This is a genomic window from Streptomyces sp. BF23-19, assembly GCF_041106355.1.
Classification (GTDB): Bacteria; Actinomycetota; Actinomycetes; order Streptomycetales; family Streptomycetaceae; genus Streptomyces; species Streptomyces virginiae_A.
On the sequence record NZ_JBGBPT010000046.1, the window covers coordinates 40,994 to 61,935 of the forward strand.

Below are 20,942 nucleotides of genomic sequence, written 5' to 3' on the forward strand. Positions count from 1 at the left end.
GCGAGCCGTCACCGCAGGCGTTCCGGGGGCCACGCGCAGCCGGTCAGAACACGATGACCGTGAACGGGTTGTCGGCGTAATTGCCGCGGAGGTCGTAGGTGTTGACCGTGACGGCGTCCGGGCCGCAGATGCGGTTGGGGGTGGTGCTGAAGCTGCGACGGTTGGAATTGGGCAGCTCTACGGAGACGACGCTGAAGGCCAGGTTGACCTCTTCGCTGACATTCACGCAGTACCGGCCGGTGTTGACGTGGCGTACCCAGTCGATGTTCTTCGACCGCCTGAGCCACCCGGAGGCCGTGACATCCGCGGCAGCCTGGACATAGGGGGAGGTGATCGGCCTCGGGTCGGCCGCGGGGGCGGAGGCCGCGGGGGCGGCGAGGGCCCCGGTCAGGGCGAGGGCGGCTGGCAGTACGGCGACGAAACGATGCATGACTGATACTCCCGGCGGAGGCGTCCTACAGCGAGTTGCGGACGATCCGCCCACATTCGACCGGCGCGCACCGTGGCGCGGTCGCCACGCCGGTCCGCCATGGGCCAACCGGTGCCGAAGGTCACCCGGGTGGCCCGGACGGTTCGGCCGTCGGAGGGCGTCGCGCCGTCCGCACGGCCCGGCGTCCCCGGCGTCGGTCGCGGAGGCCGGGCCGCAGGACCGGGACTTCTTTCATTCGTTTCAGATTCATGAAGAGAACCTTTCTTTCCAAGGTCCAATGGCGAATTCGATCTACGGTTCGTTCATCCCTTTGGTTCGGTCTTCCTCTGCACATGGATCACACAATGATTTCTGCACTGCCGCGTCGACGTACCCTGCTCGCCGCGTCCACCGCCGTCGCCCTCGCCCTGCTCGTGTCCGGCTGCGGCGCCGGAGGCGCAGACGCCCACCGCATCAGGGTCGGCGTCTCCGGCGACTCCCCGGAATGGGACGTCCTCGCCGAGGAGGCCAAGAAGCAGGGCCTGACCGTCGAGCCGGTCGTCTTCGACGACTACTCGCTCCCCAACAAGGCCCTCAGCGCCGGCGACATCGAGCTCAACGCCTTCCAGCACCTGGTCTTCCTGGCCCAGTCGAACACCGAGAACAAGACCGACATCGTGCCCATCGCGGCGACCACCGTGGTCCCCCTCGGCCTCTACTCCCGCAAGCACAAGCAGCTCGCCGATCTCCCGGACCGGGCCGAAGTCACCCTCCCCAACGACCCCGCCAACCAAGGCCGCGCACTGCGCGTACTGGAACAGGCGAAGCTGATCGAGCTCCGCGCCGAGGCCGGACTCTTCGCCACCCCCGACGACATCACCGCCGACCCCAAGCACCTCAAGCTCACCCCGGTCAACGCCCAGCAGACCCCCCGTACCCTCCAGGACGCGGACGCCGCGGTCATCAACGACGGCGTGGCCGAGCTCGCCGGCATCAAGGCCGACACCGCGCTGTTCAAGGACGACCCCGCCGCCCCGCAGTCCGTCCCGTACCTCAACGTCATCGCCGCCCGCGCGGACCGCAAGGACGACGCCGACTACCGGAAGGTCGTCGAGCTGTACGCCTCCCAGGCCGTGCAGGACGAGGTCCGCCGCACCAGCAACGGCACCGCGCACCACATCGAGCTGCCCGCCGCCGACCTCGAGGCCGAGGTCGCACGCATCCAGAAGCAGCTGGGACGATGACCGCCGCCGTGGAACTGCGCGACGTCGCCAAGGAGTTCCCGGGCGGATCGCGCGCCGTCGACGGCGTCAGCCTCTCCGTCGACGCGGGCACCGTCTTCGGGGTCGTCGGCCACAGCGGTGCGGGCAAGTCCACCCTCCTGCGCCTGGTCAACGGCCTGGAGGAGCCGACCTCGGGCAGCGTCCTGCTGGACGGCCAGGACCTCTCGTCCCTCGGCGAGCGCCGCCTGCGCACCGTCCGGCGGGAGATCGGCATGATCTTCCAGCAGTTCAACCTCTTCCGCTCACGCACCGTCCTGGGCAACGTGCTCTACCCGTTGCGCCTCGCCGGCACGGACCGCGCGACGGCCCGCGCCCGCGCCGAGGAGACGCTGGACTTCGTAGGCCTGGCCGGCCACGGCAAGCGCTACCCCGAGCAGCTCTCGGGCGGCCAGCGCCAACGCGTCGGCATCGCCCGCGCGCTCGCCACCCGCCCCAAGGTGCTCCTGTGCGACGAGGCGACCTCCGCCCTCGACCCGCAGACCACCGGCGAGGTACTGGCCCTGCTGCGTCGCGTCAACCGCGAGCTGGGCGTCACGATCCTGCTCATCACGCACGAGATGGATGTCGTCCGGACCCTGTGCGACCGCGTCACCGTGATGGAGGAGGGCAAGGTGGTCGAGAGCGGCGAGGTGTACGAGGTCTTCGCCCGGCCCCGCCACGCGACCACCGCCGCCTTCGTCCGTTCCGCGCGGCACAGCGAGCCGGACGCCGCGCTCCTGGAACGGCTCCGCGCCCGCCACCCGGGCCGCCTGATCACCCTGCCCGTCGCCGACGGCCGCCCCGGCCTGGACGGTCTCTCGAAGCTCCTGCACGCCCACGGTGTCGACTTCACACTCGTCCACGGAGGCGTGGGCGAGGTACGGGGACGCCCCCTGGGCAGCGTGACCCTGGAGCTGCGCGGCGAAACCCACGCCGTCGACGCCGTGGTCGCCGGACTCGCCGTCACCGACCGCGTGGAAGCGGGCACCCGATGAAGGCGGACTGGAGCACGTTCTGGCCGAAGGTCCTCGATGCCACCGGCGAGACCGTCTACATGGTGCTCATCACCCTGGCGCTGTCGACGGCCGGCGGGCTGGCGGTGGGCCTCACCCTGTACGCGACCCGCAAGGGCGGCGTCCTGCCGAACCGGGTCGTCCACGCGGTCCTGGGCTCGCTCATCAACATCATCAGGCCCGTCCCGTTCATCATCGCGATCGTCGCGCTGGCACCGGTCACGCGCGAGGTGGTCGGCACGATGATCGGCACGAACGCGGCGATCTTCCCGATGACGGTCGTCGCGACGTTCGGGGTCGCCCGCATCGTCGAGTCGAACCTGCTCTCCGTCGAACCCGGCGTGATCGAGGCCGCCCGTTCCATGGGCGCGAGCCCGCTGCGGATCCTGCTCACGGTGCTGGTTCCGGAGGCCCTGGGGCCCTTGGTCCTCGGCCTGACGTTCATGCTGGTCGCACTGATCGACTTCTCGGCGGTGGCCGGCACGGTCGGTGGGGGAGGTGTCGGCAACCTGGCCATGACCTACGGCTACCTGCGCTTCGACACCTCGGTGATGGTGGTGACGGTACTCGTCCTGATCGCCCTGGTGCAGTCGGCGCAGCTGCTCGGCAACCTGGTGTCCCGCAAGGTGCTCCGCCGCTGACCCGAGCGCGAAGGGCGACGGGCGTGTGAACCGGGCCGGCGGCACTCCCAGGGTGTTTGCTTGGGCGAGGGGGGAGGGAAGAACCGCGTCCGCGGGGACCGCCGTACGCCAGGAGGAACCGAAGAATGAACTTCGCCCAGATCGTCGACTTCGAGACGGAGCGCATCGACGAGGTGCGCGACCTGCTGCGCGCCTACGAGGAGCAGGCCCGCTCGCAGGCCCGCGCCGGTGCCCCGACCACCCGCACCCTGCTCCAGGACCGGGCCAACCCCCGCCGCTATCTGGCCGTCGTCGAGTTCGCGTCGTACGAGGAGGCCATGGCCAACAGCAACGCGCCCGAAACCGGTGAACTGGCCGCGCGGCTGTCGACACTGATGACGAGGCCCACCGTCTACACCGACTGCGACGTCCACGAGGAGTGAACTCCGGTCGATCCGGGCGCCCAGGCCTGCCTGGGCGCCCGGCGCCCGTACCGACGGCTCTGAAATGATCTTTTCATGAGAGCGCACGCCGGCAGATCGGGGCGATCGCCGACCGGCTCGTCGCCGACCTACCCGACGCCCACGGCGTGGTCGTCCCGGACGCCGACCACTACCTGCCGCTCCGCGGACCGGAACGCCTCGTCGACCTGTTGCTCGGGCATTTGGCCCGACCTGATCGGACCTGACCTGATCGGACCTGGTCCGACCCGGCCGAAGGCCGGGTTCAGCGACGGTTGCGACGGTTGAGTTCGTTCGGCGGGATGTAGAGCCTGCGCGCGGGTGACATCTTGTCGAAGCGGGCCTGCTGTCGAGCCTTGTCCTCCGTCTGCAACCCGTCGAGGTTCTTGGTGCGAGTGGCTCGGTCGCTCCAGAGCAGGTACGCGACCAGCGCGGCGATGGGTAGTCCCGCGCACGCATAGAAGACGATCAAGTTCTTCAGCCCCCCGGTGAAGATCAGTAAGTGTGTCGAGTCTCCGGCGGGGCGGGGTAGGAGTCAAGATCGGAGCGTCGACGGCCGGTACGTCGCATCGTGGCGTCACCGGCGCCCGCGCTGCGGCCGTCCGGCTACGACCGAACGGACCAGCCGGGAACGCGGAACCGTTTTGTGTCGCTCGTAACGGGTAGCCGAGGTTTTGTCGATCCCTGTCCCGATATGAATGGAGACGTTGTGTCCGTCGTCAAGAACGCCCTCCCGGAAGCGGACCTGAAGGTCGTCGGTGAAGCGCTGCAGGGCGCTCTGGTGGACCTGGTGGACCTCTCGCTCGTGTCCAAGCAGGTGCACTGGAACGTGGTGGGACCCCGCTTCCGGTCCGTGCACCTCCAGCTGGACGAGGTCGTCACCACGGCGCGTACCCACTCGGACGTGGTCGCCGAGCGCGCCTCCGCCCTCGGGATCACCCCGGACGGCCGGGCCGCGACGGTGGCGTCGACCACCGCGATCACCGGCGTGCCGGAGGGCTGGATCAAGGACGTGGACGCCGTCCGCATCCTCGTCGACGCTCTGAGTACGGTGATCACCCGCATGCGCGACCGCATCCGGGCCACGGACGACCCCGACCCGGTCACCCAGGACCTCCTGATCGCCCTGACCGGCGACCTCGAAAAGCACCACTGGATGTTCGCCGCCGAGAGCGCCTGAGCAACCAGGGGACAGGGGCGTGGCTCCGGCCGGGTGGCAGTCCGCCGGAGCCACGCCCCTGTCGTCGGCGCGGGCGGGACCCCGTGACCGGCGGGAACTGTGACGGAAGTCTGACGTCGCGCCGATCCTTCTGGTGTCCCGCACCCCGGGGTGTTGGAATCGAGGGGTGACGACAGACCACCCCGACTTCGAGGGAACCCCCGTCGGTCGCCGTCTGGTGCTCGGCATGCTCGGGCTCGGCGCCGGGGGCCTCGTTGCCGCACCGTATGTACAGCGCGGGATCGAAGCCTTCCTCGGGGCCGCCTCGGACAAGGACCCGACCGGGCTCACCGGGCTGCTGCCCAACGGAGGCGGCTTCCGCTACTACTCCGTCGCCACCTCGGTGCCGCGCAAGAACGAGCAGAACTACCGACTCACCGTCGACGGCCTGGTCCAGCGCCCCACGACGTACACCCTCGACGCCCTGCGCGCGCTGCCGCAGACCCGTGTCGTCAGGGACGTGCAGTGCGTCACCGGCTGGCGGGTCCCCGAGACCGCCTTCGCCGGCGTCACTTTGTCCCGGTTGCTGGACGCCGCCGGTGTCGATCCCGAGGCCAAGGCGATCCGCTTCACCTGCTTCGACGGCGCGTACAGCGAGAGCCTCACGCTCCCGCAGGCCCGACGCGACGACGTGCTGGTCTGTCTGCAGATGCAGGACGAGCCGGTCGGCCATGCGCACGGCGGCCCGGTCCGGCTCTACGTCGCGCCGATGTACTTCTACAAGTCGGCGAAATGGCTCTCCGGGATCACCGTCACCTCCGAGGTGCGCCCCGGCTACTGGGAGGAGCGGGGCTATGACGTCGACGCCTGGGTCGGCGGGTCCAACGGACGCAGTGACACCCCCACCGTCTGAACCGGCCCGACGGGTCGCCAGGTTCACCCGTGCCGAGCGCTGGGTCCACCGCGCGACCGCCGCACTGACGCTGCTGTGCGTGGCGACCGCGGCCGCGCTGTACGTCCCGCAGCTCGCCGAACTGGTCGGCCGCAGACATCTCGTGGTGACGGTCCACGAATGGGCCGGCATCCTGCTGCCCGCGCCGTTCCTGCTCGGTCTCGCGTCCCCCGCCTTCCGGGCCGATCTCCGCAGGTTGAACCGCTTCGGGCCGCACGACAGGAAGTGGCTGCGCGCGGTGCGGCGACGCGACCGCCGGCGCGGATCCCGGCCCGCGGGGAAGTTCAACGCCGGCCAGAAGATCTACGCCTCGTGGATCGCGGGCGCCGTCCTGGTGATGCTGGCGACCGGTCTGCTGATGTGGTTCACGCATCTGACACCCCTGGTGTGGCGCACCAGTGCCACCTTCGTGCACGACTGGCTGGCCCTGGCCATCGGGGTGGTGCTGGCGGGGCACATCAGGATGGCCCTCGCCGACCCGGAAGCGCGCAGGGGCATGCGTACCGGGTCCGTCGAGCGCCCCTGGGCGGAGCGGGAGCACCCGCTGTGGCTCGGCGACGAGCCGAAGGGCGGACGCGCGGAACGGCCGGAGAGCGGCACGGACGCCGGATGAGTCGATGCACCGGCTGCGGTCCGTGCACCCCGGGGCGCACGGACCGCAGCCGGTGTAGGGCAGATGGCGGACGGTGCTTGTGGAGCCGCCCCGAGGTCAGCACGCTTGATCCATGAGCACACCTGTCCCCGGTCCGGTGCGGCCCCCTGCGACGGTCCGGCCGGACGACGCTCGCCGGGCGCTGGTGGCGGGATCCGTCGGCAACTTCATCGAGTGGTACGAGTTCGGGATCTACGGCTCCTTCGCCACCGTCATCGCGGCGCAGTTCTTCACCCCGGTGGGCGGCAGCGAGGTGGAGGGGCTCGTCAAGGCGTACGCGTCGTTCGCCCTGGCGTTCTTCTTCCGGCCGGTCGGGGCCGCGGTGTTCGGGCGGTTCGGCGACCGGGTGGGCCGGCGGCCCGCGCTCGTCCTGGTCGTCTGCCTGATGACCGGTGCCACGGCGATGATCGGCCTGCTGCCGACGTACGCGTCGATCGGCGCGGCCGCGCCGTGGCTCCTGACGCTGCTACGGATCCTGCAAGGGCTGTCGGCGGGCGGGGAGTTCGGCGGGGCGGTCTCCGTCATGACGGAATGCGCGCCACCGGGCCGCCGGGGCCTGTACGGGGCCTGGCAGTCGTTCACGGTCGCGCTCGGCCTGCTCGGGGGCGCCGCGGTGGCGGTGGCCTTGGCGAGCGTACTGACCCCGTCGCAGCTGCACGGGTGGGGCTGGCGGGTGCCGTTCCTGCTCACCTTGCCGCTGGGGCTCCTCGCGCTGCGGCTGCGGTTGCGGCTTCCCGCCGAAGAACCGCCCGGCCGCGTACCGACCGGGCCGCCCGCCCCCGGACTGCCCCGGGCGCGTCCCCGGGAGACGGTCCGGGCCGTGGTGCTGGGCGTCGGGCGGGTGATGGGCTGGTCGGCGGCCGGCTACACCTTCCTGGTGGTCCTGCCCTCCTACCTGCAGAGCACGCTGGGCACCAGCTTCCAGCGGGCACTGCTCGCCACCGTCCTGGCGAACCTGGGGTTCGCCGCGTCGATCCTCCCCGCCGGCCGGCTGAGCGACCGGATCGGGCGGCGCACGGTGATGGTGGCGGGGGCCCTGCTGACGGCCGTGCTCGCGCTCCCGCTCCTGCACCTGGTACAGGACCCCGACGGGCCGGCGTACGTGAAGGGGGCGGCGCTGTTCGCCGCGGGGGCCGGCGTCGGCCTGATGGCGGGTCCGGGCCCCGCGATGCTTGCCGAGATGTTCCCGGCCAGGGTGCGCTGCACCGGGCTCGGGCTGGCGTACGCGCTGTCCAACGCCGTGTTCTCGGGCTGCGCGGGACTGATCATCACGGAGGTGGTCGAGCGGACCGGGAACGTGGACGTCCCCGGGTACTACGCCGCGACGACCTGCGCGGTGAGCGCCGTCGCGCTGCTCACGCTGCGCGGCGACGACCACGAGCGGGCGCTGAGGTGAGCGCGCTGCGCGTGGTCGGGCTGATGTCGGGCACGTCGTACGACGCGATCGACGCGGCGGCCGCCGACCTCTCCCTGCACGGTGACACGCTGGTGCTCACGCCCCTGGGGATGATCAGCACGGCGTACGACGACGACCTGCGGGCGGACCTGGCCGGGGCCCTGCCGCCCGCCGGGGCGGACCTGGCCACGGTGTGCCGGCTCGACACCCGCATCGGACAGGCTTTCGCCGCGGCGGCGGTGCGGGCCGACGAGGAGCTGTGCGGCGGACGGGCCGACCTGGTGGCGTCGCACGGGCAGACCGTCTTCCACTGGGCCGAGGACGGCCGGGTGCACGGCACCCTCCAGATCGGCGAGGCGGCCTGGATCGCCGAGGCGACCGGCCGGCCCGTGGTCTCCGGCTTCCGTACCCGCGATGTGGCAGCCGGGGGGCAAGGTGCGCCGCTGGTCAGCATCGTCGACGTGATGTGGCTGCGGGGACGGCCCGGGGTACCGGTCGCACTCAACCTGGGCGGGATCGGGAACGTCACGGTCGTGCCGGGCGGGGTGGCGGGTACCGGGGGCGAACCGCTGGCCTTCGACACCGGCCCCGCCAACGCGCTGATCGACGCGGCGGTGACTGCTCTGGCGGGGCGCGCCGCCCCGGGCGACGCGCCCACGATGGACGTGGACGGGACCCTCGCCGCGCGGGGCACGGTCCATCTGCCGCTGCTGCGACGGCTGCTGGCCGACCCGTACTACGCCCGTCCCGCACCGAAGACGACGGGCAAGGAACTCTTCCACCTGCCCTATCTGCGCGCGGCGCTGGACTCGTGCGAGCCGCTGTCCGTCGAGGACGTCGTCGCCACGCTGACCCGGCTCACGGCCCGGACGGTCGCCGACGCTATCCGGCCCTTCGGGGCGACCGAGGTGATCGCGTCGGGAGGCGGGACCCGCAACCCGGTGCTGATGGACCGGCTGCGGGAGGAACTGGGCGAAGGCCGGGCCGACGGGGTCGGCGGGCGCGGTGGGTGCGTGGTGCGGTCCTCGGACGAACTCGGGCTGCCCGCGGGGGCGAAGGAGGCGTACGCCTTCGCCGTACTGGGCTGGCTCACCGCGCACGGCCTGCCGGGCACCGTCCCCTCGTGCACCGGCGCCCGGCGCGCGAGCGTCCTCGGTTCGATCACGCCCGGCGGTCCGGGCCTGCGCCTGCCACGGCCACCGGCGACGGCGCCCGTCCGGCTGACGGTCGAAGGCGGGCCCGGCCCGGTCCGGCCGGACCACCTACGGTGATGCGGCCGGACCGGCGTCGCCGGCCGTGCGAGCCCTACCAGAGCCCTACCAGCCCTACTGGCCCTGCTTGATCGCGGAGATGTCGAACTCCAGGACGATCTTGTCGCCGACCAGCACACCGCCGCCCTCCAGGGCCGCGTTCCAGGTCACGCCGAACTCCTTGCGGGAGATGGTCACCGACCCTTCCAGACCGACCCGCAGGTTGCCGTAGGGGTCGACGGCATTGCCGGTGTACTCGAAGTCGATGGTGACCGGGCGGGTGGTGTCCTTGACGGTCAGATCGCCGGTGACGCGGTATTCGGAGTCGGAGCGCGGCTCGACCGAAGTGGTACGGAAAGTGATGTCGGGGAAGTTGGGAGCGTCTAGGAAGTCGTTGGTGCGTAGGTGCTGGTCCCGCTGTTCGACGCCGGTGTCGATGCTCTCGGTCTTGACCACCACCTGGGCGGTGGAGCGGGCCGGATCGCCACCGTCCAGATGGGCGGTGCCCTCGAACTGGTGGAATGCGCCGCGGACCTTGGTCACCATGGCGTGGCGGGCGACGAAGCCGATCCGGGTGTGGGCGAGGTCGAGGACGTAGTCCCCGGTGAGCTCCTGGATGGTGGCGGTCATGGGTGACGTTCCTCCGTGGGTCGGGAAGAATCCCGGCGGCGGTACGCCGGATTCTTCCCGACCCACGCTAGGGCGCGAACCGGTCCCGACCCGGCCGGACGCCCGGGGCGCCGCCGGAGTGCACTCCGGCCGGCGCCCCGCCTCACCCGTGGAGAGCAGCAGCCGACCCCCGCGGCCGCTCGTCGGCGATCAGATCGACGCCTCGTCGGCCGGCGGAGGCGGGGCGTACGGACGGAGGACCATGAGCGAGCCTTCCGAGGTCGCCACGATGGCGAAGGGGAAGCGGTCGAGCTCGAGGCAGAGGGCGACGTCATCGGGATGGACTCCTTGTCGTACGCCCTCCACCAGCTCGGCGGCGGCGCGCGACTCGCCGGCGCGGCGGAGGAACTCGGCTGCGTCCGTCTCCGCCTCGGTGGCCCTTCGAGCGATGTACTGAGCACACGCCAGATCTTCTTCGGCCCGCCCGTCCTCGCCGGTGACCACGAAGGTGACGCGGTCACACCCATGTGTCCGCAAGACCCGAGCCGTTGCCTCCGCCACCACGAAGCCGGCGCACAGCACCAGCGACGCATCCTTGACCGCGAGGGCGCCGACCGTCCCTGCCGTGGTCTTCTGCACAACGGTCCGTCCGCCGAGGTCCATGGACCGCAGCATGCCCGGCGAGTTGACGATGTCGAACCCGGGCGCGGGCGGACCGTCCTTGAGCGCCACCCATTCGGGGTGGCGCGCTTTGAGCGCGAGGGCCTCGTCCAGCGACTCGGCGAGAACGATCTTTTCCGCGCCCTGGGCGAAGGCCCAGGCAGCCACGGTGAAAGCGCGCATGACGTCGACCACGACCGCCACGGGCGGGGTTTCGACCAGCTCGGCGATACCAAGAAAACGAGCGTCCATCCGATCATGATCGGGCATGCCCGGCCCGATGGACCCGGAGGGTGATGCGCTGCACATCGAGGCCTTCACGATGACGGCGGCCGGATGTGTCGCGTGCCCCCGGCGGTCGTGAACTGCTGCCGCGGCGCGGCCCCCAGGGTGAGGGGCGGAGGGCCGCGCCGTCAGGTCGACGAGGCCCTTGGTGAACAGCCCGCCGTCGGCCGTACGGGGGAGTCGCCGCTGTCGAGGCGGCCGTCGTAGGGGAAGAAGAGCCGGGCTCCGGAGTGGGGCGGGGCGAGTCCGCAGTCGCCGGCCGCCACGAGGGCCGCGCAGTCGAGCGAGGCGATGTGGGACAACGGGCCCTGTCCCTCCCAGGTGGGCCACGGAAGGTCGAGCGGCAGGGACTGCGCTGGTCCACCTCTCGCGTCGCGCTTCCGGACGGTCGAAGCGAACTCCCGGCCGGACCACGGCGACTTACGGAGCCAACCGGGGGGTCGCGGCGCGCGCCGCGGCCCCGGGGTGCCGCTCGGGCTGCTACTGCTGGGCCGGGCCGGGCGCCGCCCGCCCCGGCCGTCCCCGCGCACACCAGGAGCCACGCACATGCCGACCCGTGCCCGCGCCCGCCGGAGCCGCCTCCGCACCGGACTGTCCGCCACCGTCCTGACCGCCGCCGCGCTCGGAGGGCTGCTGCAGCCCGCGCAGGCGGCCGTTGACCCCGGCCCGGGCAACGGGCCCAAGAGCCACGACAAGGGCCTCCAGCGGCAGCTCGACGCGCTGGTCGCCCAGGAGGACGGCCCGCCCGGGGTGATCGCCCTGCTCACCCGGGGCGACCGTACGGAGGTGTACACGGCCGGAGTCGGCGACATCGCGACCGGTCGCCCGCCGCACCCCGACGACCACATGCGCATCGCCAGCATCGCCAAGGCGTTCAGCGGAGCCGTCGCCCTCCAGCTCGTCGACCAAGGCCTGCTCTCCCTCGACGACACCATCGGCGAGCGCCTGCCCGACCAGCCCGAGGCCTGGCACGCGGTGACGCTGCGCCAGCTCCTCCAGCACACGAGCGGCCTGCCGGACTTCTCGACCGCCCCCCGGTTCCTGGAGATCCTCAACGCCGACCCGCGCCACGTGTTCGACCCGCGCACCCTGCTCGACTTCGTGGCCGACGAGCCGCTGCTCTTCGCCCCCGGCTCCCTGTACGAGTACTCCAACTCGGACAACATCGCCGTCGCGCTGATGGCCGAGGCCGTCACCGACCGCCGCTACGAGGACCTCCTCAAGGAGCTCGTGTACCGCCCGCTGGGGCTGCACCGCACGAGCCTGCCCCTGGGGTACCGGCTCCCGCGTCCGTACCTGCACGGCTACGACGTCCAGCCGCCGGCCGAACCGGAGGACATCAGCGAGGCCCTGGGCGCCTCCGGTGTCTGGGCCTCCGGTGGCATCGTCTCCACCCCGAAGGAACTGGGCACCTTCATCCGCGCCTACGGCGGCCCCTCGATGCTGTCGGCGCAGACCCGCAAGGAGCAGCTGACCTTCCGGCCCGGCGATTCCTCGGAGCCCGCCGGTCCCGGCACCAACGCCGCCGGGCTGGCGCTCTTCCAGTACACCACCCGCTGCGGCGTGCTCTACGGACACACCGGGAACTTCCCCGGGTACACCCAGCTCGCCGCCACCACCCCCGACGGCACCCGGTCGCTGACCTTCTCGATCAACACCCAGACCAGTAAGAGCAACAAGCCCGCGCTGCTGGCCCGACTGCGCACCGTACAGGAGAACTTCGTCTGCGCCCTGCTCAAGGGGCACTGAGACGCGGCGACTTGGCGGTGCGGCGGTGTGGCGCGAAAACGATCACGCTCGCCCGCGCCGCCACCCGCGATCCCTATGCTGACGCCATGCTCGACATACCCCTTTCAGCGCTGGAAGTCGCGATGGTGCAAACGGGCACCCGAGCCGTGGACACCCTGCGGGACACCACGGCCTTCGCCCAAGGACTGGAGAACCTCGGCTACCACCGCCTCTGGTACGCGGAGCATCACCACTCTCCCGCGATCGGCGCCTTCCCACCGGTCGTCCTGACGGCGCACGCGGCCGCGTCGACCGCGTCCATCCGGCTCGGTTCGGGTGGAGTGCTGGCTCCCAACCACGCCCCCCTCGCGCTGGCGGAGCAGTTCGGCACGCTGGCCGCCCTGCACGAGGACCGCATCGACCTGGGCATCGGTCGCGGACCCGGCACCTTCGACGACGCCACCGCGCGGGCGCTGCGTCGCGGCGCCGGCCCGGCGACGGACGCCGAGTACCGGGACGACGTGGCCGCGATCCTGTCGTTCCTGGTGGACGAGGTGGCGCTGGGCCCCTTGCCGGAGCCGTGGCTGCTGGCCTCCAGCCCCGCGGGGGCGGCGCTCGCCGCGGAACTCGGCCTGCCGGTCGCGGTCGCCCACCACATCCGCCCGGACAACACCGCTGCGGTTCTGGAGCGTTACCGATCGGCCTTCTCCCCGTCCCGCTGGTGCGAGCGGCCCCGCGTGCTGCTGTGCGTGGAGGCGGTGTGCGCGGAGACGGAGGAGGAAGCCGTACGGCGTGCGGGGCCGATGAACGTCGTGAAGGCCGGCCTCCTGAAGGGGGAGAGTCAGATGCCCTTCCCGACCCGCGAGCAGGCGGCCGGGCACCCCTTCACGGAACAGGAACGGCACGCCCTGGCCGGCTTCCGTGCCCAGCAGGCCGTCGGCGCGCCGGAGACCGTCGTGAAGCGGCTCGCACACCTGGCCACCGAGAACGGGGCGGACGAGCTGATGCTGGCCACGCCCGTCTACGACCTCGGCGACCGCATCGCCTCGTACGCGCTCATCGCGAAGCACTGGGAAGCGGCGACGGCACCGTAGGGGGTGTCCACCGGCGCCACCGCCGCGGCGAGGGGCCGTGACACTGCTCACAGGCGACGCGGCACCACGGAGGCGGCCACAGCCGTTGGCGCTCCGAGGTTGTCGCCCTCCCGCGGAGGAGCCCGTGTGCCCTGAGCCACACAAAATGGGCCATTCGGCAGAGGAGGGGCTCCGAACGGATGACCTAGCCTGGATCGACCAGCGTGATCCGGGGGCTGAGGGCAAAGGAAAAGCACGTCCATGCGCATCACCACCAGTTCCGCACGTCGTCGTCGGGCGGGGTACGCGGCCGCCGTTCTCGGCCTCCTGGCGGCAGCCGGCACTCCCGCTCACGCCGCCACGGACGGCTCGGCGGACCGCGCACCGGACGCACCCCCCGTCGGCAACTCCGCACCGGCCGGAACGGCAGGTGCCGCCCATGGAGCCGCTCAGGAGGCCGCCCGGAGCGCCACCCATGGCGGCACCGGGGTCCCGCTGGGGATATCCAGGCTGGCGCAGGGTGCGGGCCGCCAGGTCGCGATCACCATCGACGACGGCCCGGACCCCCGCTGGACGCCCCAGGTTCTGGAGACGCTGCGAAAGCACCACGTCAAGGCCACCTTCTGCATGATCGGCACCAAGGCGCAGAAGTACCCGGAGCTGGTGCGTGCGGTCGCCGCCGACGGACATCAGCTGTGTGATCACTCCGTCGACCACGACGTCACGATGGACCACAAGCCCGTCGCCTACCAGCGGCAGCAGATCCTCGACGGCAAGGCCATGATCGAGAAGGCGGTGCCCGGGGTCCCCGTCACGTACTACCGCGCGCCGGGCGGTGCCTTCACCCCCGACAGCCGCGCGATCGCCGCCGCGAGCGGGATGCGGCCGCTGGGCTGGAGCGTCGACCCGCAGGACTGGAGCCGGCCGGGCCTGAAGGCCATCCTCTCCACGGTGGAGGGCAAGCTCCCGCAGCAGCCTACGGTCCTCTTCCACGACGGGGGCGGCGACCGCAGCGAGACCGTCGCCGCGCTGAAGGAGTACCTGCCCTGGCTCAGCAAGCAGGGCTACAGCTTCTCCTTCCCGGCCCGCACCACCCCGTAGACCGGGTCCGGGGCCGCCCCCGCCTGCCCTGGGCCGGCCTAGGGCAGGCGGAATCCGTTGAAGAGGTCGTCCATGCCGCGCAGGGCCAGACGGTCCGGGGTGGCACGGACCGCGAGATCGCGGACAGTCACCACGACCGGATTGCGTAGGACTCCCAGACGTCCGATGCGGCGGGCGCGAAGGCGCACGGCGTCGGTGCGGGCGTGGCGAGCGGCGGTGTACGCGGCGAGGGCGGCCGGAACAGCCGAATCGGCGCCGTCGCCGCCGTCCCTGCTCGTTCCGCGCTCTCCGGCCGGTAGGAGATGGGCGAGGACCACGGCGTCCTCGATGGCCTGGCAACCGCCCTGGCCGAGGTTGGGCGCCATGGCGTGGGCCGCGTCGCCCAGCCAGGCGATCCGGCCGTGGTGCAGGCGCGGGAGCGGGGCGGCCAGGTCGTAGAGATCGTTCCGTAGGACATCGGCAGGGTCGAGCCGCCCGACGCGGTCCAGCAGGGCCGGAATGGGCGCGTGCCATGAACCGAAGCGCTGCCGCAGTTCGGTGCGCGGGTCGGCGAAGCGGGTGTCCGGCGGCACGACCGCGGTGGCGTAGAGGTAGTAGCGGCCGTCGACGAGCGGGGTCACCCCGAACCGCTTCCCCCGACCCCAGGTCTCGCTCATGGCCGGTATGCGCAGGTCCGGCGCCTCCACGATGGTCCGCCAGGCGGTCTCGCCGATGTAGTGCAGGCCGGGGTGCGCGGGAAAGTGCGCGCGGCGCAGCGGACTGTGGATGCCGTCGGCGGCGACGACCAGATCGGCGGGAAGGCCGGGGCCCGCCGCCGTGCGAACGGTCGGGCGGCCCTCGGCATCGTCGACGCCGGTCACCTCGGTGCCGTGACGAAGGGCCGATGGCGGCAGGGCGGCGGAGAGCGTGGCGGTGAGGGCCGGGCGCGGAACGGCGAGGGGCGCCATCCCGTAACGGGCCGTCATGTCGGCGGTGCCCGCCCGGGTGAGCCACCGGCCGTCCGGGCGGCGCACACCCATCGTCTCGGGTACGGCGCCGCCGATCGCGCGGGAGACGTCGACGCCGATGGAGCCGAGCGCGCGCAGGGCGTTGGGGGCGAGGCCGATGCCGGCGCCGGTGACGGGGGGTTCGGGGGCGCGTTCGCAGACGGTGACGTCCCAGCCCCGGCGGTGCAGCGCGACGGCGATCGTGAGGCCGCCGATCCCGGCTCCGACCACCACCGCGTGACGGTTCGTCATGGCCAATCTCTCCGTTCGGGACGTCCACCAGAGCCCCCACGGTAGAACGGTCGGGCCAGGGGACGGACGCCCGTCCCATGTCCGAGCGTCATGCTGCGTCCGGGTCGGTGCCGACGGCTCCGGCCGAGCGAAGTGCCCGCCCGAGGTCTCCGGTGAGGAGGCGGGGGTGTCGCCGCCACCACCACAGGTCGGGGCCGGGCAGTCGGTGGAACCGGTCGAGCGCCTGGCCGTCGTCGTCCACGGTCGCGGCCTTGTACCGGACGTCCAGAGCTTTGATCTGCGGGGTCCAGAGCTGGACGAGGTGTTCGTCCAGCAGGAGCCACGCCTCGTACAGCCAGTTCCGACAGTAGAGGTCGTTGGCGTACACGTAGATGTGGTCGTCGTAGCCGCGCTCGACGGCGCTCACGAGGGTCGCCCACGCGTTCACTCGTTCAGCGACCGTGAATGCCGTTCGCCAGCCGCGCTGGTGCAACAACTCTCCTGTCTCGGTTTCCGTAGCCACGGGTGTGAGGCTGGCACACCGAATCCGTCCGGGCGACCGGATATGCGCGGGGTCGTCAGGAGCATGAGGACCGTGAGGAGGGGCCGGCCGTTCGTCGTGGGAGGTCGGCGCGGCCGGAAGCCACCCGGTCCGGGGACCTTTCCTGACGGGCCTTGCCCGAGGGGCGGCCCAGGGCGACTCCGCTCAGCGCCAGCGCCAGGCCGCACAGCTGTCGGCCCGTCAGTACCTCCCCGGCGACCGCCGTCCCGAGCAGCACACCCGTGACCGGGTTGAGCAGTCCTAGCAGGCCTACCGTCCCGGCGGGCAGGCGGCGAAGACCGGCGAACCAGGCGGAGAAGGCCAGCGCGGTGGCGATCAGGCGGACGTAGCAGAACGCCAGGAAGGCGGAGGGGGACATCGGCGGCGGCGCCCCCTCGACGGCTACCGCGACCGGCAGCAGGAGCAGGCCCCCGGCGGTGAGCTGCCAGGCGGTCGAGGCGAGCACCCCGGCGTCGGCGGTACGGGTGTTCCACCGCTTGGCGAGGATGTGGCCGAAGGACGACACCAGTACCGCCGCGGCCGAGGCCAGGACCCCCGGCACGCTGATCCCGCCCGCGCCCCCGAGCAGCATGAGGCTCACCCCGCCCAGCCCGATCACGGCGCCCGCCAGGTGGGCGACGCCGGGCCGCTCGGCCACCAGGGCCCAGGCGGTGAGCATCATGATCAAGGGGGAGACGGCCATGACGGTCGAGGCCACGCTCGTCGGCAGCAACTGGGAGGCGACGAAGACGAGGACGAAGAACACGCTCACGTTGAGCAGCCCGAGGACGGCGGACCGCCCCCACCACACGCCGTGCGGCCGCCGGCGGCACAACGCCAGCAGGACCAGGCCGGCCGGCAGCGCTCGCAGGGCGGCCCCGTACAGCGGGTGGTCCGCCGGCAGAAACTCGTGGGTGACGAAGTAGTTGGCCCCCCAGGCGATCGGCGCCACAGCGGTCAGTGCCACCCAGCGCGTGTTTGCTTCCATGGAAGGTATTGTAGCTTCCATGGAAGCAAATATATCGGCAGGGGACCACGGATCACCGCTGGACCGGGTGGACCGGGTGGCGCGGATCCAGGCCGACTGGCGCCGCGAAAGGCCCGACCTCGATGTCGCCCCACAGGGCGTGATCGGCCGACTGCACCGCCTCGCCGACCGCCTCGGCGCGGAACTCCGCCTCGTCTACGACCGCTACGGCCTCGGCGAAGGCGAGTTCGACGTCCTGTGCGCACTGCGCCGGGCGGGTGAGCCCTTCGAGCGGGCGCCGGGCGAGCTCGCCGCGCACACCATGGTCACCACCGGTGCGATGACGAAGCGGATCGACCGCCTCGAACGGTCCGGGCTCGTCACTCGGCGACGCTCCGGCGACGATCAGCGTGGCCGGATCGTCGCCCTCACCTCGGCCGGGCGCGACCTCGTCGACCGGGCGTTCACCGACCACATGCGCAACGAACGCCGCCTGCTGGACCTCGTGACGCCCGAGGAGGCCGCGGCGCTCGAACGGCTGCTCACCACCTGGCTCTCCCGCCTGGAGGACTGAGGTGGGGGAGCGACGCGGCCCCGATCGGGACGTCCTCCGGCACCCGCCGATCTCGACCCTCAACTCGACCTGGAGAATGCCACGGTATGAACTCTCAGTCACTGCGGGGTCGTTCGGGCAGAACGCTCCGCGCCGTGCGGGCCTACCCGCGCCGCGCGCCGTTGACCCTCGCCTATGTCTGCCTGCTCCTGGTCGGCCATGTCTGGATCGACCAGTGGCTGTCCGTCGATCGGGCGGCCGACGTGCTGGGCCACCTCAGTACCAACCTGGACAACCTGCGGGACCATCCGGTGTCCGCGCTGCTCGGCAGCGTGCTGTTCTTCGACGGCACGCTCACGGACGTCGCTTCGACCGACTTCGTGGGTACCTTCATCACCTTGGGCCTCGGCGTCTGTTGCTTCCTGGCCTGGGTGGAGCGCCGGTGGGGGAAGCGGCGCGCCATAGCCGTTTTCCTCGGTGGGCATGTCGCGGCCACCCTGCTCACCGCTGTCGTCATCATCGTCGCGCTGCGGCAGGGTTGGTATCCGACGGAGGTGCGGCAGTCCTTGGACTACGGGGTCAGTTACGGAGCCCAGACCGTGCTGGCGCTCGGTACGCTCGCCCTGCCGCGCCGTGGCCGCCTCCCTTGGGCCGTCTTCGTCCTCGCATGGCCGCTCGGCGGCGCCGACTGGTCCGCGCCGTTGCCGGACTTCACCACGATCGGCCATGTCGTGGCGGCGGTTCTCGGCTTCGGGCTGTTGGCCGTCCCGGCCTTCCGGCGGCAACGGGTCCGCGCCACCGCACCGTTGTCCGCCGCCGCCACCGCACCGTTGTCCGCCGCCGCCACCGCACCGTTGTCCGCCGCCGCCGCCGCCGCGAGCGACGTCGGCCCGGACCGGGGCGCCGTTGCGGAATCGACGTCAACGGCGGCCGGAGCGCAGACGCCGCCATCGGTCTGAGGAGTCGACGATCCGCTCCCTGCCGGTCAAGGAGCGGGGTCAGGGAGCGGGTTCGGCTTGCCGGAGGCTGCGGAACACCTCCGGGGTCGTCCATCCACGCAACGTGGCGTGCATCGTCGAACGGAACGCCGCCTCGGCCGTGTCGGCGCCGAGGGCCCCGGCCAGTTCGAGCGTGACGAGCCCGTGCAAGGTCCCCCACATCGACAGGGCGATCGACCGTGCCTCGCCGGCGAGGACGGAGGCCGCCAAGCCGCGATCGATCGCCGCGAGGAGCGGACGGATCGGGTCGGCCGCGCCGACCGACCCTGACGGGTCGAAGGACTGCACGCCGCCGAACAGCACCGTGTACAGGTGGCTGTGGCCGCGCCCCCAACCGCGATAGGCGACGGCCAGCGCGTAGAGGTCGGCGAGCGGGTCCGCGGAGGTCGGCACCGCCGACAGGCCCTGGAACAGGCCGGCGACGGCTCGGTCGCGCACCGCGCCGAACAGCCCGTCCTTACCGCCGAACAAGGAGTACACCGCTGTCGTCGACGCCTCGGCGGCCGCGGCCACGGCGCGGAGCGTCACCGACTCCCGCGGACGCGTCGCGAGCATCTCGGTCGCGCACACCACAAGCCGCTCTCTGACGGCTTCGTCGTTCGTTCTCGGCCTACCCACGAAGAGCAGCCTACTCCCTCTGATAACGTCGTTTTGAAACAGCGTTCTGAAACTGTCGGAGGTTCGCCGTGCCCACATCCGTCCTACGACTCGTCCGCCTCACCGGACGCTTACTGGTGGCCTTGGCCGCCGTCGTGGGGCTGCTCGTCGTCTTCATCGCGCTGATCGCGCTCACGAACGGGGCCGGCTCGGGGCTCGCCGCATGGTTGACGACCCTTGGCACCGGGGTTGTCCTCGCGATCTGGCGGGGACGGCGCCGTACCGGGCCGGCGCGGCTCGTGCCGTTCCTGCCGGTGGTCGTCGCGGCGGCATCGGCGGCGGCGGTCTGCATCCCGACCGTGCCGACGGACCGACAGCCCCCGCCCGCCCTGCCGTTCGTGGCCACACAGCACTGGAGCCTGGCCACGGGCAGCCGGGTCGCGGTGTACCACTACCCGCCCGTGAACCCGGGGACCGCGCACCCCGTCCCGCTCGTGTACCTGGCAGGTGGACCGGTCCGTGGCATCTCGGTGCTCGACCACCGGTTCCTGCAGCTCCTGGCACGTCAGGGATATGACGTCTACGCCTACGAACAGGCCGGTGGCGGACGGAGCGACCTGCTCCCCATGGGCCGGTACTCGATCTCCAGGTCGGTCCGTGACCTGGCTGCCTTCGTCGACCGCCTGGACCAGGGCAGGGTCGACGTCCTCGGGTTCTCCTCAGGCGGCGTCGTGCTCACCCGAGCTCTGGCCGACCCGAGCGTCGCCGCACGCCTGCACCGGGCGATCATCGCCGAGCCCGGCCCCATGGACGGCCCCACCGCACGCGTCACCGGGCACAAGGGCCGAGAATCCGCCCGGGACCTGGCGCCGGCCATGAGCGGACCGCGATCCACGTACGTTCCCCGGTACGCCGTGGCGTTCGGCCTCATGCGGCTCGGACTCCTCACCCCCGACACCGGCCTGATCGGACAGGCCGAAGGGGACAACGCCTTCACGGCCGCCGACCTCGGCAGTGACACCGCATCCGCCTACTGCGCGCGCGACGCGCACCGGATCCCCGCCGAGGACACCGCACAGAACTTCACCTTCAGCGCCGCTGCGAGCCTCCGCGTCCAGGAGACGGTCAAGGACTCGCCCTCCCTCGTGCCCCTCCTGCGGCAGTCCCGGACCCCCACGATGCTGATGATCGCCGAGTGCTCCTCCCAGGTCCGGCAATGGGCGACCGCCATCCTCGGCGACGACCCCGCCGTCCGGCGCACGCAGTACCTGCCGGGAGTCGGACACCGCATGTGGAACGGCCTGGACGACAACAACGACCGGGCCGCCGCCGTCGTCACCGCGTTCCTTCAGGACGAGCCGGCGCCCCTGCCGAACCACCCGACCCGAGACGAGATCCCGGCCTTCCTGCGCGACCACGGATGAAGCCTGCGGACACGC

General features: G+C 71.8%; 24 protein-coding genes. 15 read left to right on the forward strand and 9 right to left on the reverse strand.

What is annotated here, in order from left to right:
- Positions 1-43 precede the first annotated feature (43 nt).
- Complete coding sequence (locus AB8A24_RS24775; protein WP_328964891.1) at positions 44-430, reverse strand: hypothetical protein; 387 nt, start codon at positions 428-430, stop codon at positions 44-46.
- A 344-nt stretch (positions 431-774) separates the two neighbouring features.
- On the opposite strand from AB8A24_RS24775, the gene AB8A24_RS24780 reads away from it, so the two are divergent.
- From AB8A24_RS24780 to AB8A24_RS24795, 4 genes are all read left to right on the forward strand, one after another.
- Positions 775-1,653 carry a MetQ/NlpA family ABC transporter substrate-binding protein gene (locus tag AB8A24_RS24780; RefSeq protein WP_328964892.1) on the forward strand — a complete coding sequence of 293 codons (879 nt, stop codon included), beginning with the start codon at positions 775-777 and terminating at the stop codon, positions 1,651-1,653.
- Positions 1,650-2,666, forward strand: a complete 1,017-nt coding sequence (locus AB8A24_RS24785; RefSeq protein ID WP_369477695.1) for a methionine ABC transporter ATP-binding protein — start codon at positions 1,650-1,652, stop codon at positions 2,664-2,666. The genes AB8A24_RS24780 and AB8A24_RS24785 overlap by 4 nt, the downstream gene beginning before the upstream one ends.
- Positions 2,663-3,325: a methionine ABC transporter permease gene (locus AB8A24_RS24790; protein ID WP_030728198.1), complete on the forward strand. Its 663-nt coding sequence runs from the start codon at positions 2,663-2,665 to the stop codon at positions 3,323-3,325. The genes AB8A24_RS24785 and AB8A24_RS24790 overlap by 4 nt, the downstream gene beginning before the upstream one ends.
- A gap of 125 nt (positions 3,326-3,450) precedes the next feature.
- On the forward strand, positions 3,451-3,747 hold the full coding sequence (locus tag AB8A24_RS24795; protein WP_328964894.1) for a hypothetical protein: 297 nt from the start codon (positions 3,451-3,453) through the stop codon (positions 3,745-3,747).
- 283 nt (positions 3,748-4,030) lie between these two features.
- On the opposite strand, the gene AB8A24_RS24800 is transcribed toward AB8A24_RS24795, so the two are convergent.
- Positions 4,031-4,237 (reverse strand): hypothetical protein, encoded by a 207-nt coding sequence (locus tag AB8A24_RS24800; RefSeq protein WP_328964895.1) that lies wholly within the window; start codon positions 4,235-4,237, stop codon positions 4,031-4,033.
- Between the two features lie 237 nt (positions 4,238-4,474).
- On the opposite strand from AB8A24_RS24800, the gene AB8A24_RS24805 reads away from it, so the two are divergent.
- The 5 genes from AB8A24_RS24805 to AB8A24_RS24825 all read left to right on the forward strand — a co-directional run bounded on the left by AB8A24_RS24805 (position 4,475) and on the right by AB8A24_RS24825 (position 9,195).
- The gene (locus AB8A24_RS24805) at positions 4,475-4,945 is read left to right on the forward strand and encodes a DNA starvation/stationary phase protection protein (RefSeq protein ID WP_328964896.1); all 471 of its coding nucleotides are present in this window, start codon (positions 4,475-4,477) and stop codon (positions 4,943-4,945) included.
- A 226-nt stretch (positions 4,946-5,171) separates the two neighbouring features.
- The gene (locus AB8A24_RS24810; RefSeq protein WP_328966101.1) at positions 5,172-5,837 is read left to right on the forward strand and encodes a molybdopterin-dependent oxidoreductase; all 666 of its coding nucleotides are present in this window, start codon (positions 5,172-5,174) and stop codon (positions 5,835-5,837) included.
- Positions 5,779-6,489, forward strand: coding sequence for a cytochrome b/b6 domain-containing protein (locus AB8A24_RS24815; protein WP_328964897.1), 711 nt, complete (start codon positions 5,779-5,781; stop codon positions 6,487-6,489). The genes AB8A24_RS24810 and AB8A24_RS24815 overlap by 59 nt, the downstream gene beginning before the upstream one ends.
- A gap of 112 nt (positions 6,490-6,601) precedes the next feature.
- Positions 6,602-7,924: an MFS transporter gene (locus AB8A24_RS24820; protein ID WP_369477696.1), complete on the forward strand. Its 1,323-nt coding sequence runs from the start codon at positions 6,602-6,604 to the stop codon at positions 7,922-7,924.
- A gap of 5 nt (positions 7,925-7,929) precedes the next feature.
- Positions 7,930-9,195 (forward strand): anhydro-N-acetylmuramic acid kinase, encoded by a 1,266-nt coding sequence (locus AB8A24_RS24825; protein WP_369477710.1) that lies wholly within the window; start codon positions 7,930-7,932, stop codon positions 9,193-9,195.
- A 54-nt stretch (positions 9,196-9,249) separates the two neighbouring features.
- Here the strand turns inward: AB8A24_RS24825 and AB8A24_RS24830 are convergent, their stop codons facing one another.
- The 3 genes from AB8A24_RS24830 to AB8A24_RS24840 form a co-directional block, all read right to left on the reverse strand.
- A complete protein-coding gene (locus AB8A24_RS24830) occupies positions 9,250-9,804 on the reverse strand; it encodes a YceI family protein (protein WP_328964899.1) in 555 nt (184 codons plus the stop codon).
- 189 nt (positions 9,805-9,993) lie between these two features.
- Positions 9,994-10,695 carry a 2-phosphosulfolactate phosphatase gene (locus AB8A24_RS24835; RefSeq protein WP_369477711.1) on the reverse strand — a complete coding sequence of 234 codons (702 nt, stop codon included), beginning with the start codon at positions 10,693-10,695 and terminating at the stop codon, positions 9,994-9,996.
- 161 nt (positions 10,696-10,856) lie between these two features.
- A complete protein-coding gene (locus AB8A24_RS24840) occupies positions 10,857-11,030 on the reverse strand; it encodes a hypothetical protein (RefSeq protein ID WP_369477697.1) in 174 nt (57 codons plus the stop codon).
- A 244-nt stretch (positions 11,031-11,274) separates the two neighbouring features.
- On the opposite strand from AB8A24_RS24840, the gene AB8A24_RS24845 reads away from it, so the two are divergent.
- From AB8A24_RS24845 to AB8A24_RS24855, 3 genes are all read left to right on the forward strand, one after another.
- Positions 11,275-12,477 carry a serine hydrolase domain-containing protein gene (locus tag AB8A24_RS24845; RefSeq protein WP_369477698.1) on the forward strand — a complete coding sequence of 401 codons (1,203 nt, stop codon included), beginning with the start codon at positions 11,275-11,277 and terminating at the stop codon, positions 12,475-12,477.
- An 86-nt stretch (positions 12,478-12,563) separates the two neighbouring features.
- On the forward strand, positions 12,564-13,550 hold the full coding sequence (locus AB8A24_RS24850; protein ID WP_369477699.1) for an MsnO8 family LLM class oxidoreductase: 987 nt from the start codon (positions 12,564-12,566) through the stop codon (positions 13,548-13,550).
- A gap of 240 nt (positions 13,551-13,790) precedes the next feature.
- Positions 13,791-14,630, forward strand: a complete 840-nt coding sequence (locus tag AB8A24_RS24855) for a polysaccharide deacetylase family protein (RefSeq protein WP_369477700.1) — start codon at positions 13,791-13,793, stop codon at positions 14,628-14,630.
- Positions 14,631-14,668: 38 nt separating this feature from the next.
- Here AB8A24_RS24855 and AB8A24_RS24860 read toward each other — a convergent pair whose 3' ends face one another.
- From AB8A24_RS24860 to AB8A24_RS24870, 3 genes are all read right to left on the reverse strand, one after another.
- Positions 14,669-15,868, reverse strand: a complete 1,200-nt coding sequence (locus AB8A24_RS24860) for an FAD-dependent oxidoreductase (RefSeq protein WP_369477701.1) — start codon at positions 15,866-15,868, stop codon at positions 14,669-14,671.
- A gap of 88 nt (positions 15,869-15,956) precedes the next feature.
- On the reverse strand, positions 15,957-16,370 hold the full coding sequence (locus AB8A24_RS24865; RefSeq protein ID WP_328964904.1) for a hypothetical protein: 414 nt from the start codon (positions 16,368-16,370) through the stop codon (positions 15,957-15,959).
- A gap of 55 nt (positions 16,371-16,425) precedes the next feature.
- Positions 16,426-17,376: an EamA family transporter gene (locus tag AB8A24_RS24870; RefSeq protein ID WP_369477702.1), complete on the reverse strand. Its 951-nt coding sequence runs from the start codon at positions 17,374-17,376 to the stop codon at positions 16,426-16,428.
- 19 nt (positions 17,377-17,395) lie between these two features.
- On the opposite strand from AB8A24_RS24870, the gene AB8A24_RS24875 reads away from it, so the two are divergent.
- The gene (locus AB8A24_RS24875; protein ID WP_369477703.1) at positions 17,396-17,929 is read left to right on the forward strand and encodes a MarR family winged helix-turn-helix transcriptional regulator; all 534 of its coding nucleotides are present in this window, start codon (positions 17,396-17,398) and stop codon (positions 17,927-17,929) included.
- An 86-nt stretch (positions 17,930-18,015) separates the two neighbouring features.
- Positions 18,016-18,867, forward strand: a complete 852-nt coding sequence (locus AB8A24_RS24880; RefSeq protein ID WP_369477704.1) for a rhomboid-like protein — start codon at positions 18,016-18,018, stop codon at positions 18,865-18,867.
- 39 nt (positions 18,868-18,906) lie between these two features.
- On the opposite strand, the gene AB8A24_RS24885 is transcribed toward AB8A24_RS24880, so the two are convergent.
- Positions 18,907-19,524: a TetR-like C-terminal domain-containing protein gene (locus AB8A24_RS24885; protein ID WP_328964908.1), complete on the reverse strand. Its 618-nt coding sequence runs from the start codon at positions 19,522-19,524 to the stop codon at positions 18,907-18,909.
- A 68-nt stretch (positions 19,525-19,592) separates the two neighbouring features.
- Here AB8A24_RS24885 and AB8A24_RS24890 point away from each other — a divergent pair, with 68 nt between their 5' ends.
- Entirely contained in the window at positions 19,593-20,927 is a 1,335-nt protein-coding gene (locus tag AB8A24_RS24890; RefSeq protein ID WP_369477705.1) for an alpha/beta fold hydrolase, read from the forward strand.
- Positions 20,928-20,942 lie beyond the last annotated feature (15 nt).